This is a genomic window from Enterobacter sp. RHBSTW-00175 (assembly GCF_013927005.1).
GTDB lineage: Bacteria > Pseudomonadota > Gammaproteobacteria > Enterobacterales > Enterobacteriaceae > Enterobacter.
In genome coordinates this window covers 18,141-34,123 of record NZ_CP055932.1, presented here as the reverse complement: position 1 = coordinate 34,123, position 15,983 = coordinate 18,141, and the positions used below count along the sequence as shown (strand labels likewise).

The 15,983-nt window shown below is 48.1% G+C and carries 9 protein-coding genes and 2 pseudogenes; 5 read left to right on the top strand and 6 right to left on the bottom strand.

What is annotated here, in order from left to right:
* Positions 1-61: 61 nt before the first annotated feature.
* From HV107_RS26645 to HV107_RS26625, 5 genes and pseudogenes are all read right to left on the bottom strand, one after another.
* Positions 62-550, bottom strand: a pseudogene (locus HV107_RS26645) (integrase core domain-containing protein); the annotation flags it as partial.
* A 92-nt stretch (positions 551-642) separates the two neighbouring features.
* A protein-coding gene (locus tag HV107_RS26640) for an IS3-like element ISEc36 family transposase (RefSeq protein ID WP_102063238.1) occupies positions 643-1,871 on the bottom strand; the annotation gives its coding sequence in 2 pieces (ribosomal slippage) (positions 643-1,556 and positions 1,556-1,871; 1,230 coding nt in all).
* A 679-nt stretch (positions 1,872-2,550) separates the two neighbouring features.
* Positions 2,551-3,779 (bottom strand): IS3-like element ISEc36 family transposase gene (locus HV107_RS26635; RefSeq protein WP_102063238.1). Its coding sequence is split into 2 segments (ribosomal slippage): positions 2,551-3,464 and positions 3,464-3,779, totalling 1,230 coding nucleotides; the frame shifts between segments, so codons are not numbered across the junction.
* 75 nt (positions 3,780-3,854) lie between these two features.
* On the bottom strand, positions 3,855-5,390 hold the full coding sequence (locus tag HV107_RS26630; protein WP_182063618.1) for a phosphoethanolamine transferase: 1,536 nt from the start codon (positions 5,388-5,390) through the stop codon (positions 3,855-3,857).
* A gap of 366 nt (positions 5,391-5,756) precedes the next feature.
* Positions 5,757-6,752 (bottom strand): tyrosine-type recombinase/integrase, encoded by a 996-nt coding sequence (locus tag HV107_RS26625; RefSeq protein ID WP_182063617.1) that lies wholly within the window; start codon positions 6,750-6,752, stop codon positions 5,757-5,759.
* Positions 6,753-6,945: 193 nt separating this feature from the next.
* On the opposite strand from HV107_RS26625, the gene HV107_RS26620 reads away from it, so the two are divergent.
* The 4 genes and pseudogenes from HV107_RS26620 to HV107_RS26605 all read left to right on the top strand — a co-directional run bounded on the left by HV107_RS26620 (position 6,946) and on the right by HV107_RS26605 (position 11,997).
* On the top strand, positions 6,946-8,187 hold the full coding sequence (locus HV107_RS26620) for an N-6 DNA methylase (protein ID WP_013213998.1): 1,242 nt from the start codon (positions 6,946-6,948) through the stop codon (positions 8,185-8,187).
* Positions 8,188-8,194: 7 nt separating this feature from the next.
* Positions 8,195-9,088 carry a hypothetical protein gene (locus tag HV107_RS26615; protein ID WP_019706022.1) on the top strand — a complete coding sequence of 298 codons (894 nt, stop codon included), beginning with the start codon at positions 8,195-8,197 and terminating at the stop codon, positions 9,086-9,088.
* Positions 9,089-9,091: 3 nt separating this feature from the next.
* A pseudogene (locus HV107_RS26610) lies at positions 9,092-11,034 on the top strand (hypothetical protein).
* Positions 11,035-11,085: 51 nt separating this feature from the next.
* Positions 11,086-11,997 carry a hypothetical protein gene (locus HV107_RS26605; RefSeq protein WP_013213995.1) on the top strand — a complete coding sequence of 304 codons (912 nt, stop codon included), beginning with the start codon at positions 11,086-11,088 and terminating at the stop codon, positions 11,995-11,997.
* A gap of 450 nt (positions 11,998-12,447) precedes the next feature.
* Here the strand turns inward: HV107_RS26605 and HV107_RS26600 are convergent, their stop codons facing one another.
* The gene (locus HV107_RS26600) at positions 12,448-13,416 is read right to left on the bottom strand and encodes an IS5-like element IS903B family transposase (protein WP_013815099.1); all 969 of its coding nucleotides are present in this window, start codon (positions 13,414-13,416) and stop codon (positions 12,448-12,450) included.
* A gap of 372 nt (positions 13,417-13,788) precedes the next feature.
* On the opposite strand from HV107_RS26600, the gene glgB reads away from it, so the two are divergent.
* Positions 13,789-15,981, top strand: a complete 2,193-nt coding sequence (glgB, locus tag HV107_RS26595; RefSeq protein ID WP_004099052.1) for a 1,4-alpha-glucan branching enzyme — start codon at positions 13,789-13,791, stop codon at positions 15,979-15,981.
* Positions 15,982-15,983: the final 2 nt, after the last annotated feature.

Sequence of the window (15,983 nt, the reverse complement as noted above, 5' to 3'; positions counted from 1 at the left end):
AGGTGCTGGTGCGGGAGGGTGCGATGATCTTGCCCCTCCATTTCCGGACAGCTTTTGTATCTTAAGTTAACGATGCCCGCTGCCGCCGGTATTCCCTCGGAGAGTGGTATCCCAGCGCACTATGCGGGTGGTTTTCATTATAGTGATTGAACGCCGCTGCAAGGCTCTGTAGCGCTGTTCTCACATCCGGTTTGGGCATGAACGCGATGTAATCTTCCTTCATCGTTTTCACGAACCGTTCAGCCATACCATTGCTCTGTGGGCTGCTCACCGCTGTTGTGCAGGGCTCCAGATTCAGCTCTACGGCGAACCTCCGCGTTTCATACGCCGTATACGCTGAACCGTTGTCCGTCAGCCACTGCACCGGTGTGTCCGGTAACCTGTCACCGAAGCGCTTTTCCACCGACCTCAGCATCACATCCTGCACCGTCGAACTGTCGTAGCCTCCCGTGCTCGCTGCCCAGTCTATGGCCTCTCTGTCACAGCAGTCCAGCAAGAACGTGACCCGCAGTTTTTCACCGTTGTCGCAGTTGAACTCGAAGCCGTCTGAACGGGGTCAGTTTGGATATAGAGAATTATTGTACGGTAAGCCTGTTTTTTGAACAGACTTACCTATAGCAATAGGGTGTACTGGATTGGCCCCTATATTTCCATACACTTTTTATCACTTAACCCATTACTGGTTCGCCGCCGCAGATATTCCCGTGGCGAACGATACCCCAGTGCACTATGCGGATGCCATTCGTTGTAATGTTCGAAGGCCTCCGCAAGGTTCTTTACCGCTGTTAACCCGTCGGGTTTCGGCATGATGCTGATGTAATCGCGCTTCATCGTTTTCACGAAGCTCTCTGCCATCCCGTTGCTTTCCGGGCTACGTACCGCCGTATGTTTAGGCTCCAGTCCTACCATTCTGGCGAACTGACGCGTCTGATAAGAACGGTAGGCTGAACCGTTGTCTGTCAGCCACTCAACTGGGGATGTCGGCAGGCTGTTACCGAAGCGACGCTCCACGGCACCCAGCATGACGTCCTGCACGGTTTCACTGTCATATCCACCGTTACTGGCCGCCCAGTAAAGTGCCTCGCGATCGCAACAGTCCAGAGCGAACGTGACCCGCAGTTTTTCACCGTTATCACAGCTGAACTCGAAGCCGTCAGAGCACCACCGCTGGTTACTTTCTCCAACGGCCACTTTCCCTGTATGCGCCCGCTTCGATGGCGGTATTTCCGGTTTACGCTCAAGCAGCAGCGCATTCTGACGCATGATGCGGTATACGCGTTTGGCATTGATCACCGCCATGTCGTCAGTTTCTGATTGTCTGCGCAACAGTGCCCATACCCGACGATAACCATAGGTGGGCAGATCGCCGATAACGGTATGGATACGGGCCAGCGCGTCAGTATCATCAGGCTTGCGCTTGCACCGACGATCCTGCCAGTCCTTCGACTGACGGGCTATGGCATGCAGTTGCGCACGTGAGACCCGGAGGCAACGACTGACAAGGCTTATTCGCCATCCTCCGGTAACAAGGGCACGTGCGCTATCCACTTTTTTTGTCGGCCATATTCAACGGCTTCTTTTAGCAGCTCGTTTTCCATGGTTTTCTTGCCCAACAGGCGCTGCAGCTCTTTAATTTGCTTCATCGCAGATGCCAGCTCCGACGCGGGCACAACCTGTTCTCCTGCGGCAACGGCTGTAAGGCTGCCTTCCTGATACTGCTTACGCCACAGGAACAGCTGACTGGCAGCAACGCCATGCTGACGGGCGACCAGCGACACGGTCATTCCGGGCTCAAAACTCTGCTGAACAATGGCGATTTTTTCCTGAACACTTCGCCGTCTGCGCTTCTCTGGACCTAAAACATCAATCATTCGGACTCCAACGACTAGTCTAAAAACTAGTATTAAGACTATCACTAACTTAAGTGATACCAACTGTCTGGAGATTCATGGGGCCAGTCTACTGAGCTGACACAATGTATCAGAAAAGAGATCCCCCGATCGGCCAGTAAGCACAACGGGATAATCAGAGTCACATTTTGTCTTCATCGTAAATGCGATGACACCCGTCCGTACTGAACCCGGCAGGTTTATGATGGACGGCTCCATCCGTCAGGATAATGCAGACGGCAGGCATCCGGTATGACGCCAGGTACAGAGATACTACGGGCCCGCGCGCTGGCCGAGAGGCAACCGGTCATTCTGCCGCCCGAAGGTACCAGAAACGGGGATCCGTTTTGTAAGGTTTATCCACAGGAACCGGGGATAAGGGTGTGGGTAAGCGCGGCGATGTATGTCAGACAGGTCGACTCAGGTAAAAAAATGCCTGCTTCGGGAGCAGGCAAACAGGCGCTGACGGCATGCACGCCGTCAGCAAAATTTTATAATTTCCGGCAGCAGGCTGTTTGTTTCCGGAAATCGACCGAGTATGTAGGCTATCCACGACATTCGCGGAACAGGTCGCTTTCCGGAAGATAGGCCCCGGTGGTGATGTCCCAGAGCCCCAGTACGGACGCGAAAAGGTTATCGTGGGAATATGTTGGATTGGCCCCTATATTTCCATACACTTTTTATCACTTAACCCATTACTGGTTCGCCGCCGCAGATATTCCCGTGGCGAACGATACCCCAGTGCACTATGCGGATGCCATTCGTTGTAATGTTCGAAGGCCTCCGCAAGGTTCTTTACCGCTGTTAACCCGTCGGGTTTCGGCATGATGCTGATGTAATCGCGCTTCATCGTTTTCACGAAGCTCTCTGCCATCCCGTTGCTTTCCGGGCTACGTACCGCCGTATGTTTAGGCTCCAGTCCTACCATTCTGGCGAACTGACGCGTCTGATAAGAACGGTAGGCTGAACCGTTGTCTGTCAGCCACTCAACTGGGGATGTCGGCAGGCTGTTACCGAAGCGACGCTCCACGGCACCCAGCATGACGTCCTGCACGGTTTCACTGTCATATCCACCGTTACTGGCCGCCCAGTAAAGTGCCTCGCGATCGCAACAGTCCAGAGCGAACGTGACCCGCAGTTTTTCACCGTTATCACAGCTGAACTCGAAGCCGTCAGAGCACCACCGCTGGTTACTTTCTCCAACGGCCACTTTCCCTGTATGCGCCCGCTTCGATGGCGGTATTTCCGGTTTACGCTCAAGCAGCAGCGCATTCTGACGCATGATGCGGTATACGCGTTTGGCATTGATCACCGCCATGTCGTCAGTTTCTGATTGTCTGCGCAACAGTGCCCATACCCGACGATAACCATAGGTGGGCAGATCGCCGATAACGGTATGGATACGGGCCAGCGCGTCAGTATCATCAGGCTTGCGCTTGCACCGACGATCCTGCCAGTCCTTCGACTGACGGGCTATGGCATGCAGTTGCGCACGTGAGACCCGGAGGCAACGACTGACAAGGCTTATTCGCCATCCTCCGGTAACAAGGGCACGTGCGCTATCCACTTTTTTTGTCGGCCATATTCAACGGCTTCTTTTAGCAGCTCGTTTTCCATGGTTTTCTTGCCCAACAGGCGCTGCAGCTCTTTAATTTGCTTCATCGCAGATGCCAGCTCCGACGCGGGCACAACCTGTTCTCCTGCGGCAACGGCTGTAAGGCTGCCTTCCTGATACTGCTTACGCCACAGGAACAGCTGACTGGCAGCAACGCCATGCTGACGGGCGACCAGCGACACGGTCATTCCGGGCTCAAAACTCTGCTGAACAATGGCGATTTTTTCCTGAACACTTCGCCGTCTGCGCTTCTCTGGACCTAAAACATCAATCATTCGGACTCCAACGACTAGTCTAAAAACTAGTATTAAGACTATCACTAACTTAAGTGATACCAACTGTCTGGAGATTCATGGGGCCAGTCTATATGTCCTGTTAACGGCATTATGCTGCAGACACGCGGCGTTAATATTTTTAGCAGCAATGAAGCCTGGCGACATCCAGAGCTGCATCGGGATGTGCGTCTGCTGATCCGGTGCCAGTTTGTAGGGGGTACCGTGCAGATACAGTCCGCTCTCTCCCAGAGATTCGCCGTGATCGGACACATACAGCAGTACGGTGTTGTACTGTTCGCTGTATTGCTTAAGCTTTTCAATCATCTGCGCTAACACATAGTCGGTGTGGCGAATGGTATTGTCGTAGGTATTAACCAGCTGTTCCTGCGTGCAGTTTTCGATATCGCTGCGCGCACATTCCGGCATGAAGTGACGATGCTCTGCCGGATAACGCTGGTAATAGGTCGGTCCATGGCTGCCAATCATATGGAAGGCGATCAGCTTGTCTCCGGCCATTTTGCCGATTTCGGTATCCAGGTTTTCCAGCATAACATCGTCATAGCAGGTTTTACCGTCACACAGTTTTTTACTGATACCGGGATTAATTTCGACAGTCGGGATACGGCTGCATACGCCTTTACACCCGCCATCGTTTTCTTTCCACAACAGCGAAACCCCCGTTTTCTGCACGATGTCGAGGACATTTTCACTGCCGGCAGCCTTTTTACCATCGTAATCCGTCCGGTTCATATCCGAGAACATACAGGGCACCGAGACTGCGGTCGCCGTGCCACAGGAACGCATATTCCTGAACGAAATAACGCCATCGATTTTGCTGGTAAAGGCATTTGTGTCACGCGGGTAGCCGTTCATGGAGAAATTCTGGCTCCGTGCCGTTTCGCCAATTACCAGGAACATCAGCGTGGGTTTACCATTCCGGGTAACGCGCCTTGCATCATCCCCCAGCGTCCGGAAAGGCATTTTCGTCGTAAAATAGGTATCCTTCACGTAATGGAAAGTGCTGTACGCATAGTTTGCCGGGATAATTTCTTTGTTCAGCGTCGGGTTATTGCGCCCGACAGAAGCATAATCCTGGTAATACAGAGCGGCAACACCTGCAATCAGGATCAGCGAAGCGAGCATGGAAAGCAGCCGGTGGGCAACCCCTTTGTACCATTTGTCTGCATATTCAATTTTAATCAAAAACAACAGGATAGCCGGAAGAATGCCCATGAAGACCAGCCACAGCACCAGTGAGCCATTCAGGTAGGCATGCGCTTCCTGTGGGTTTGTTTCCAGTATATTTTCGATCATGGACTGATCAAACATCACTTTATATTTCAGTGTGGCGTAACTCACCACCGAACCGGTGACCAGCAACAGGGCAAAGAAGGGTTTGAGCAGGTAGCGAACCGAGAAGGGCATAAACACAAAGTTAAGCGCTGCAACCAGCACAAACGGAATGGAGATGACGAACCCCGCCCTCACATGTTCAAGACGGCTCAGGATATCGTAGAAATGCAGCAACACCGGCCAGTTAAGTAAGAATGCAAAAACGAGTGCCAGAAGTAAAACCAAGGGGATTACCCTCATCCTGAAAAGTACGGGCATTACGATCTCCATCAATAATATGTCCCCGCCCGGGGTCACAGGTTGCACCAGAAAAAGGGCAACAGGTTATCAGACCCGGCGGTTCCTAAGCGAAACTATTTTTTAATGACTAGTACCCAATCAGTGAGTTATCTCTGGTATCCGGCCTGAGTCGCCGGTAGCGGTATTGGGATACAAAGCGGAGCAGCCAGCTGGCCGTTTACCGAAGGGAAAAGATGAAGACGTCCTTCAGACTGCGCAACAGGGGAAGCAGCGTAGTCCGGAGTTCCGCCTCCTCTGTTCAGACAGTACCGGATATGACAGCAGCACGGCTGCCACCGGCATTACTGTTACGGTTTCTTGTTAAGTTATTAACTTAATATGATATTAAATGTCAGTCAGATTCAGGCGATCGCGGGCCGTGCGCAGGCGCGCTTCGCCGCGGCGATCGTACTGCTGGGTGGTGGTGACGCTGGCATGCCCCATCGCGTCCTTTACCGTGATGAGATCCTCGCCATTATCGAGCATGGCGGTGGCAAAAGTTCGCCTTAAATCGTGCGGGGCACATTTTGTAACCCCCGCCTGGCGCTGGCGGACCTGCAGGACGTGATACACCGCCTGGTCGGTCAGCCGGTCGTTCGTCAGGGTGTCAAAGCGGCGGATACGGGTGAACAACGGCCCGTCTTTTTCTCCCCGCACGTCATCGATCCACGTCCTTAGCCGCTGCCAGGTGCCCGCCGGCATATAGGCCAGCCGCTCCTTGTTTCCCTTACCCAGCACCCGGAGCGCCCGCTCATCTGTGACAACGTCACGCAAATCCAGCCCTACCGCCTCTGACCGGCGCAGGCCGCAGCCGAGAATGACGGCCAGCATTGCCGCATCGCGTACCCCGATGCTGGAGTCATCGGCCTCGCAGGCACCAAACAGCGCCCGTATCTCCTCCGGCGGCAGGGCCCGGCCGCGCGGCAGGCGGCTGCCCCTAAGGTTACGCACCGCCCGGATGTGCTGGAAGCTCTCGACGTCCATGAGTTTCAGCATCCAGGCTTCCTTCGCCACCCCCTTGAGTGCCGAAAGATAGGTGTTGACGGTCGCCGTGGCCCGGCCGGTGTCGCGCAGGAGCTCGGTCACGGCCATAACGTGATGACGGCGCAGGCTGCCCCAGCTGCAGGACTCCAGGGACGCGGCGCCGAGCATGCCGGCAACAATACCGAGGAACGAGGCCATGGTCTGCCGGCTGCGGGGGGAATTGAGGGAAAGCAGGTAGGCCCGGGCGGGACCGACCTGGCTTTCAGTACCAACCAGCGCCGGCAGGAAATCCCCATCAGGTGGAATGACCGCCGGTGGCGGGAGCTGCTCGGGTTCATCGTCAGGCATCAGTGTCATCCGGGGCTCCGTCCGGGCCGGAAAGCGTCCGGCGCGCTGCGTGAAAAATCGGGGAAAAGTATACGCCAGAGCGTACCGCATAGAGTCTACTTTCTCAAACGTACATTTTAATAAGTAGAAAAGTTATTGAGTCCAGTCTCTGTTGCCTATATCTTTAACAAAGATAAAACATTTGAATTATCTGTTAAATGATATGGCTATCAGACATGATGATCTGAGGGCGGTAGCATTCCAAAAACAAGAGCAGAAGAGGCGGAAGTTCAAGTTGAGCATGGGCAAAACGATTTCAAGAAAAAAACGTCTATCTCAGTACTATACAAACCGGGATGTGGCAGAGTTGCTTATCTCATCATTACCATCAGACGAAGCAAGTACAATCATTGACTTAAGTGCTGGTGAAGGCTCGTTGTTGATGACAGCTGCGCTCAAATACGACAACGCAAAGCTCTACGGAATTGATATTGATGATGAAAACTGCAGAAAGTTAGACCTATTACAAAACACGACGAGTATATGTTTAGATGCAACCCATTCAGCCAGTTTTGATAAAATAAAGGCACAAAACAGTACATATGGCATAGTCATTGGCAATCCTCCTTTTTATACAGCTGAACATACTGCCTATACAAGGTTCTTATTTAAGGAGTGGGCACTAAATCATAAAACAAAATATTACAGAGCTGAGGTTTTGTTCTTAATGTTATCGCTTAAGTTGCTTGATCGAGACAGTTGTTGTGGAATTGTTGTACCTGATACGATATTTTCAAGCGAGAAATATAAACCACTCAGAGAAAAAATAACCTCATTATTTAAATATATAGATGTTATAGAATTAGATAATAAGGCATTTTTGGGAACTGAAGCAAGGACTCATATTCTCACTGTCAGTAACAAAAAATCAATAAGCCCATCAATAACAACAAGAAGTTCAAAAAAAAATAAAGCGATAAGGCTTAAAAAAGAAGAGTTTATTGAAAGGGCCGACCATCAATATAACTCTTTTAAATATAACAATAACGAAAAAACGATTGAAACTTCAGGTATAAAAGTTATGAGAGGGAATATCAGCAAAACGAAAAAAACTCAACTGCATGATGCGATAATCCATTCATCTTCTTTTTATAATGATTTTTCTTTATTTGAAAATAACAATGACAGTGCAGAAAATGGTTCAGCCGTACAGGCGGTGAAAGGAGATGTTGTTGTACCCCGTGTAGGAACAAGATGTTTGGGGAAAGTTGGGATCATACGAAACGGTTCTTTTTCCATTACAGATTGTGTTTTTGTTATCAAAGCTTCTGAGTACGAATGTGGTGAAATGGTTGCCGCGGCATTAAAATCGAAATTTGGAGTCGACTGGATTAAAAGTATTTCGAAAGGCATTGGAGCGCAGTACATAACATTAAATGACATAAAAAAACTACCCCTGCGATAATAACATCATGAAAATAGATCATATTACAGCAAGAGATACTGAAGCGATTATTGAACAATCCAAAAAATTAATCAAGATTGGTTACTGGGATAATGTAAAAGTATCAGTACTGCAACGCTGGTTAGATAATTTCAAGGATGAAAAGGAAAAATATCTTGCAGCCTCTGTGTTAAGCGAGTTGATATATCGTAACAGAGAAACTGTTACATCTATGGGCTATAATATATTCTCAATTATTCTCCCACAGATCTTAGAGGAGTTAGATATTTACCATATTGAGGATATTGAAAAATGGATGAATGACATCAACTCGCCAAAACATGCAAGGAATCTTCCGTTTCGAACGTCCGTAATAAATAATGTGGATAGTAAAGTCACTAAAAGTGGTGATGTAATACACACATTCCTACAAAGAGATTTTTTCGATAAAAACTTAGGGGTAAAAGTTGAAAATATAGAAAAATTGCCACCAAGAATCAAAGCGATAGTTTTTTTTGATGATATGCTTGGTTCTGGCACTCAAATTGACACTTTCATGAAAGAAACAAATCTTGATGAACTTGGAAAGAAAATAATATTCATTCCATTTGCGGCTCTACGCGATTCAACAATAAGGATACAATCTAAATATAAAAACCTAATTATTAGGCCTGTTGAGTACTTGGATGAAAATCATAGTTTCTTTAGAGCATCCAACAGGAGAATAAATAGAGAATATTTCTATACACATAATGATTTCTTAAGATTGTACATTGATATATGTAATAAGAACTCAATAAGCAATCCATTAGGGTTCGGTAATTTGGGGCTTAGTTATGTCTTGGCAAACTCAACTCCAAATAATAATCTTTCATTCCTCTGGTTTGAAAATGAAGGATGGAATAGGTTATTCAAAAGGTAAAATATGAAATTTAACGAGATTTTTTCGAAAAACCGTGCCGAAGAATTACCTGATGATCTCTATGGTAAATATGTTCTTCCCTTAGGGTACGAAGATGTAAATCTAAAAAAAACGACAAAAGCAAGTATAGTTATTGGGGGGAGAGGATATGGAAAAACGATGTTCTTAAAGTATCATTGCCACCAGACAGCTCTAAGTGTGAATAAAGATACGATTGGTATTGAGGATCTTTCCAATCTGGGTATATATTGGCGCCCGGATACATCCTTTAGCCAGTTATTAACCGAAGCTTGGCTCGGAAAATTTTGGTCAACAGCTTTCAAAACGTACATGAGTCTATCGCTGATTATTGAGTTTGTTAAACTAACCAATAATTTATTGTCCGAAAAATCTCCTGTTTTTTCGTTGAAAGAGAAGATTAATAATCTGAAATTGCCAGATACAATTTCTGAAGGTTTGGGCATTGATAAAAATGCGAAACTTGTTGATGTTAGCGATCTTTTACATGAAAGACTGTTTACTCTTTGCAATTGGATAAATGCCCCAGTTACTGAAACACCACCGTTTTCTCTTGATACAAAATTTTCATTACAGAATATCATTAGCAAACTACATGCAATAACTGGATGCATTATAAAGCCTAATTTTCAAGTTTACATTGACGAGTTCGAGAACTTGACATCAGACCAGCAGGCAATAATCAATACTTTAATGAAGCACGGATCCATGCCGTTACTGTTCAGTGTTGCCTATAAGAAAAATGCTAATATTTCACATAAAACGTTAGGCAACGAAAGCATTGTTGAGCAGCATGATTTCAGATATATAGACTTAGAAGAACTGTATCTCAATGACTTTGATACATTTGCTGGTGAGATATTAGCCCTGCGCTTTTCAGATTATATAGAAAACACTGATCATGAAAAACTCCGTTCCATATTTACGTCAGAACATCAAATCCCGCACAGACAAACGAAGGAGTATCAGGATTCAATTAAAAATCTGGCCAGTAAGTTTCTTCCTGAAAAATCGACAAAAGAGATATCACATGAAATATTCAGTGATGACGCATTAACTAAAAAATTACATTCAATGATTGAAACCGGTTTGTCTAAATCAAAGTCAAAATTGCAAGTTCAATATTTTATAGATGATAAATTTCCTGAGGCAAGCCTGATAAATGGTGCATTGCTGAATAGGAAAAGTATTAGCCCAGACGAGGTGTTAGAACAATATTTGCAATATAAAGCAGGACATACAACAAAATATAAATCATGGATACCTAACAATCTCGTCGGTGTAATTCTCTATCTTTATAATAAATTACCAACCAGAATCTGCCCACTGTACGCTGGCTATAAACAGTTTGTATATTTATCAAGAGGGAACATCAGACATTTTCTGGAGTTATGTCACCAGTCGGTAACAAAAACAAATATCACGTCTCCACTGCCGCCAAAAACGATACCATCCATGACAATCGAAGCTCAATTAGAGGCCACCCTGAAGACGAGTGAACTCGAAATTGAAAAAATAGGAGATTTTGGTGCTCATGGAATGCATCTAAAAAGAGTGGCTAAAAGACTTGGTGCGATTTTCAACTATTGCCAATCTCGACGTTCTCAGAGCGAATCAGAAGTAAACCATTTCACTTTAGATTTAACTGATATAAATCTTCTTGCTTATAATGTTAAGGAAATCCTAAATGAATCATTGGTGTGGTCCGTGCTGATTGAACAGAAAGGAACGAAGAGTAAATCAACTGACAACCTGGAACTCAATGATTACGTCTTACATCCAGTTCTTGCACCATATTTTGGAATAAGCCACAGAAAAAAGAAAAAAATAAAATTTAGCAAAGGTGAGGTTGAAACCATTTTTGTAGGTAGTGATGAAGATTTTTCATCCTTGTTAAAGAAATATGGAGCCCGGTGGGATATCGATGACTCATCTTTTGATGTTTCTAGTTCAGTCACATCATACCAGTTGGGCCTGTTATGATAAAATTCAAACGTATCAGAACTCACAACAACTTAGATTTTACTAATCGCCATCATGACATTTTTTTCTATGGTGAAGAGTTAGATGAGAGAACTGGCCTGGCGATAAAAAAAGTAAACGCAAGCAATGCATTTCAGGTTAAATATGTAAAAGATGAATATGCATTAAAACTCAATGGTAATAAATACAAATTGTTAGCATTGAAGGATGCATTAATCTCTATGTCGCCTAAAAAAGTAATAATAGACTCTACTTCTCTTGATTTCCCTGAAATATTGTATCTTTTTTACTCCATTAATATGATTGAAGGTATAGAATCATTTACTGTTCTCTACATTGAACCGAAAGAATACAGTAAGTCGCCTTCGACTGAGGGCGGGGATGAGGAGTATCAATTAAGCGATGGCCGACAGCCATTTTCTTCTCTTCCCGTATTTTCACTGAATACAATCACATCTGGCTTACAAAAAACCAGCCTGGTTTCATTCTTAGGATTTGAAAACTCTCGTCTAGGCCAGATTTTAAGTAATGATGATGGGGCAAGCTTCAATAAATTACTGGCTTGTATATCAGTCCCAGCTTATATCCCAGGCTGGGAGAACAAATCACTCAGAAAGCATTTATTACATTTCGACAGCATGGAGACAGATCTAAGAACCTGTCCTGGTGCAAACCCTTACGCCGTATATCAGACCTTATTAGATATATATGCAGAAAACCCAAGACTGGTGCTGACATCCTTAGGTACAAAGCCTACGGCTATCGGTATCTGCGTTTTCTTAATTAACAATCATCCAAATAATAGCGTTGAAAAACAATTGGGAGCAATATATGACTATCCTATAAAATCCATCAACCGTACAATTGGAATTGGTGAGATTTACTCCTACGAACTATCAATAAGCTAACGTCCCGCCTACGTTCATACGTTTGAAGTGTTCGGTACCACCGGCTCTGTGACAGTTCAAGCTCATCATCAAAATCTTCGGCTACAGGCCTAGTTTTATTGTGGAGAGTAATTACGGTGATTGAATAAGTCGTGAAAATTGGCAACCTCCATTCGGCTTGTTCCAACTGATGCAGAGCCGGGCTATTGATCCACTCAAAGAGATGGCTCATGCATCAGTTGTATTGTTGTAAAGCCACACCGTCATATTGTATTTGAAAAGAAAACGCTTTAGTCAATCCCAGCCTTAATAACTGTTTGATGTTCAATATAACGTTCTATACTTGAAAAGACTATTTAGATGATTAAAACTGTTATAAATACTGGTATGTATAACACGAAGTCGAATGAGTAAGGGCTTTGTTGAATAAATCAGATTTCGGGTAAGTCTCCCCCGTAGCGGGTTGTGTTTTCAGGCAATACGCACGCTTTCAGGCATACCTGCTTTCGTCATTTTGTTCAGCGCTCGTACCAGGGCCATAGCCTCCGCAACCTGACCATCGTAGTCACGCAGCGTCAGTGAACCCCCGAACAGCTGTTTTACCCGGTACATCGCCGTTTCCGCTATCGAGCGACGGTTGTAATCTGTTGTCCATTTCCACCGCGCATTACTCCCGGTCATTCGCTGATTAGCCACTGCACGGTTACGGTCTGCATATTCACCGGGCCAGTAACCCGCACCTTTTCGGGGTGGGATAAGCGCGCTGATTTTCTTACGCCGCAGTTCATCGTGACAGAGCCGGGTGTCGTAAGCGCCGTCTGCCGATGCTGCCCTGATTTTTCTGTGAGTCTGCCGGATAAGACCCGGGAAGGCTTCTGAGTCCGTCACATTGTTCAGCGACAGGTCAGCGCAGATGATTTCATGTGTTTTACTGTCAACGGCGAGATGCAGCTTACGCCAGATACGGCGGCGTTCCTGGCCATGCTTTTTGACTTTCCACTCGCCTTCACCGAAGACCTTCAGCCCGGTGGAATCAATTACCAGGTGTGCGATTTCACCCCGGGTGGGCGTTTTGAAACTGACATTAACCGACTTTGCCCGCCTGCTGACACAGCTGTAATCCGGGCAGCGTAGCGGAACGTTCATCAGAGAAAAAATGGAATCAATAAAGCCCTGCGCAGCGCGCAGGGTCAGCCTGAATACGCGTTTAATGACCAGCACAGTCGTGATGGCAAGGTCAGAATAGCGCTGAGGTCTGCCTCGTGAAGAAGGTGTTGCTGACTCATACCAGGCCTGAATAGCTTCATCATCCAGCCAGAAAGTTATGGAGCCACGGTTGATGAGGGCTTTATTGTAGGTGGGCCAGTTGGTGATTTTGAACTTTTGCTTTGCCACGGAACGGTCTGCGTTGTCGGGAAGATACGTGATCTGATCCTTCAACTCAGCAAAAGTTCGATTTATTCAACAAAGCCTTTTTTTATATACGATCTGACGAATTCAGCAGAAGGAAACTCATCATTCGTGACGAAATAAAAATTAGTTTCCCCATTAATATAGAAATGAGTGTTTACTCACAGAAAGAAAATCAGGAGTAATTATTCTGAAGACAGATAATACAGAAGTCGTACAGCGCATTTAACTCACTTCTCAGGAGGTTAATCACTCTCTATTTGTGGACAACCGACATGTCTTAAGGCTCTGGAATAACGTGTTGATATTTCGATGCGTAGCATGCAGCGGAATATTACCGGATCAATAAAGCAGGAAGAGGCGTTTTAATTCTTTCCGCAGGATGATAGTAGGGTGACTGCCATGTCTGATTATAATGAAAAAAGTGCGATCTCCGCACTTCTCGCAGGTCATTGTTCCGATCCATTTTCCGTGCTTGGCATGCACTCAACCGATGCGGGTCTGGAAGTGCGCGCATTATTACCCGATGCCACCGATGTATGGGTGATTGAACCGAAAACCGGGCGCAAAGTCGGTAAACTCGAATGCCTCGACACACGCGGGTTCTTTAGCGGCGTTCTGCCGCGCCGGAAAAATCCTTTTCGTTACCAGCTGGCCGTCACCTGGCACGGTCAGCAAAACCTGATTGACGACCCCTATCGCTTTGGCCCGCTGCTGCAGGAGCTTGATGCCTGGCTGCTCGCTGAAGGGACTCATCTGCGGCCCTACGAGACGCTGGGAGCCCATGCCGACACCATGGACGGCGTCACCGGGACGCGTTTTTCCGTCTGGGCGCCGAACGCCCGTCGTGTGTCGGTGGTCGGACAGTTCAACTACTGGGACGGCCGCCGCCACCCGATGCGTCTGCGCAAAGAGTCCGGCATCTGGGAGCTGTTTGTCCCCGGCGCGCATAACGGCCAGCTGTATAAGTTCGAGCTGATTGACGCCCACGGCCACCTGCGGGTGAAATCCGACCCGTATGCCTTTGAGGCACAGATGCGCCCGGAAAGCGCGTCGCTTATCTGCGGCATGCCGGAAAAGGTCGAACAGCCACAGTCCCGTCAGCAGGCCAACCAGTTTGATGCACCGATTTCGATTTATGAAGTGCACCTTGGCTCGTGGCGCCGCCACGCCGATAACCATTTCTGGCTCAGCTACCGCGAGCTGGCGGACCAGCTGGTGCCTTACGCGAAGTGGATGGGCTTCACCCATCTGGAGCTGCTGCCGGTAAACGAACATCCGTTCGACGGCAGCTGGGGCTATCAGCCCACCGGGCTGTACGCGCCGACCCGCCGTTTTGGTACCCGTGAAGACTTCCGCTACTTCCTGAATGCTGCCCATGCCGCGGGTCTGAACGTGATCCTCGACTGGGTGCCGGGCCACTTCCCGTCGGATGACTTTGCGCTGGCATCGTTCGACGGCACCGCGTTGTATGAACACAGCGACCCGCGAGAAGGTTATCACCAGGACTGGAATACGCTGATCTACAACTACGGTCGCCGTGAAGTCAGCAACTTTCTGGTCGGGAACGCGCTGTACTGGATTGAACGCTTCGGGATCGACGCCCTGCGCGTGGATGCGGTTGCGTCAATGATCTACCGCGACTACAGCCGCAAAGAGGGGGAGTGGGTGCCCAATGAGTACGGCGGCCGGGAAAACCTCGAAGCGATTGAATTTCTGCGCAATACCAACCGTGTGCTCGGTGAGCAGACGCCGGGAGCGGTCACGATGGCGGAGGAGTCCACCGACTTCGCCGGGGTTACACGACCGTCTTCGACGGGCGGTCTTGGCTTCTGGTTCAAATGGAACCTCGGCTGGATGCATGACACCCTCGACTATATGCAGCTCGATCCCATCTATCGTCGTTATCATCACGACAAGATGACCTTCGGGATGCTCTACAACTACACCGAAAACTTCGTGTTGCCGCTGTCACACGATGAAGTGGTTCACGGCAAAAAATCGATTCTTGACCGGATGCCTGGCGATGCCTGGCAGAAGTTCGCCAACCTGCGCGCCTACTACGGCTGGCTGTTTGCCTTCCCCGGTAAAAAGCTGCTGTTTATGGGCAACGAGTTTGCCCAGGGGCGGGAGTGGAACCACGACGCCAGCCTCGACTGGCATCTGCTGGAAGGGGGCGACAACTGGCATCACGGGGTGCAGCGTCTGGTGCGCGATCTGAACCATACCTATCGCCACCATAAGGCACTGCACGAACTGGATTTTGACCCCTACGGCTTTGAATGGCTTGTTGTGGATGACCATGAACGGTCGGTGTTTATCTTTGTCCGTCGCGATAAAGCCGGGAACGAGATAATCGTGGCGAGCAACTTCACGCCAGTACCGCGTCACGGCTATCGCTTCGGGATTAACCAGCCGGGGCGCTGGCGTGAAGAGCTGAACACCGACTCGATGCACTACCACGGGAGCAACACCGGCAACGGCGGCTGCGTGGCAAGCGAGGCGATCGCCAGCCACGGTCGGGAGCATTCGCTGTCGGTGACTCTGCCGCCGCTGGCGACAATCTGGCTGGTACGGGAATCTGCAGGGCAATAAAA

Coding starts and splice junctions, on each gene's coding strand:
- HV107_RS26630 (WP_182063618.1), bottom strand. CDS start 5,390: ATGCCCGTACTTTTCAGGATGAGGGTAATCCCCTTGGTTTTACTTCTG.
- HV107_RS26625 (WP_182063617.1), bottom strand. CDS start 6,752: ATGACACTGATGCCTGACGATGAACCCGAGCAGCTCCCGCCACCGGCG.
- HV107_RS26620 (WP_013213998.1), top strand. CDS start 6,946: ATGGCTATCAGACATGATGATCTGAGGGCGGTAGCATTCCAAAAACAA.
- HV107_RS26615 (WP_019706022.1), top strand. CDS start 8,195: ATGAAAATAGATCATATTACAGCAAGAGATACTGAAGCGATTATTGAA.
- HV107_RS26605 (WP_013213995.1), top strand. CDS start 11,086: ATGATAAAATTCAAACGTATCAGAACTCACAACAACTTAGATTTTACT.
- glgB (WP_004099052.1), top strand. CDS start 13,789: ATGTCTGATTATAATGAAAAAAGTGCGATCTCCGCACTTCTCGCAGGT.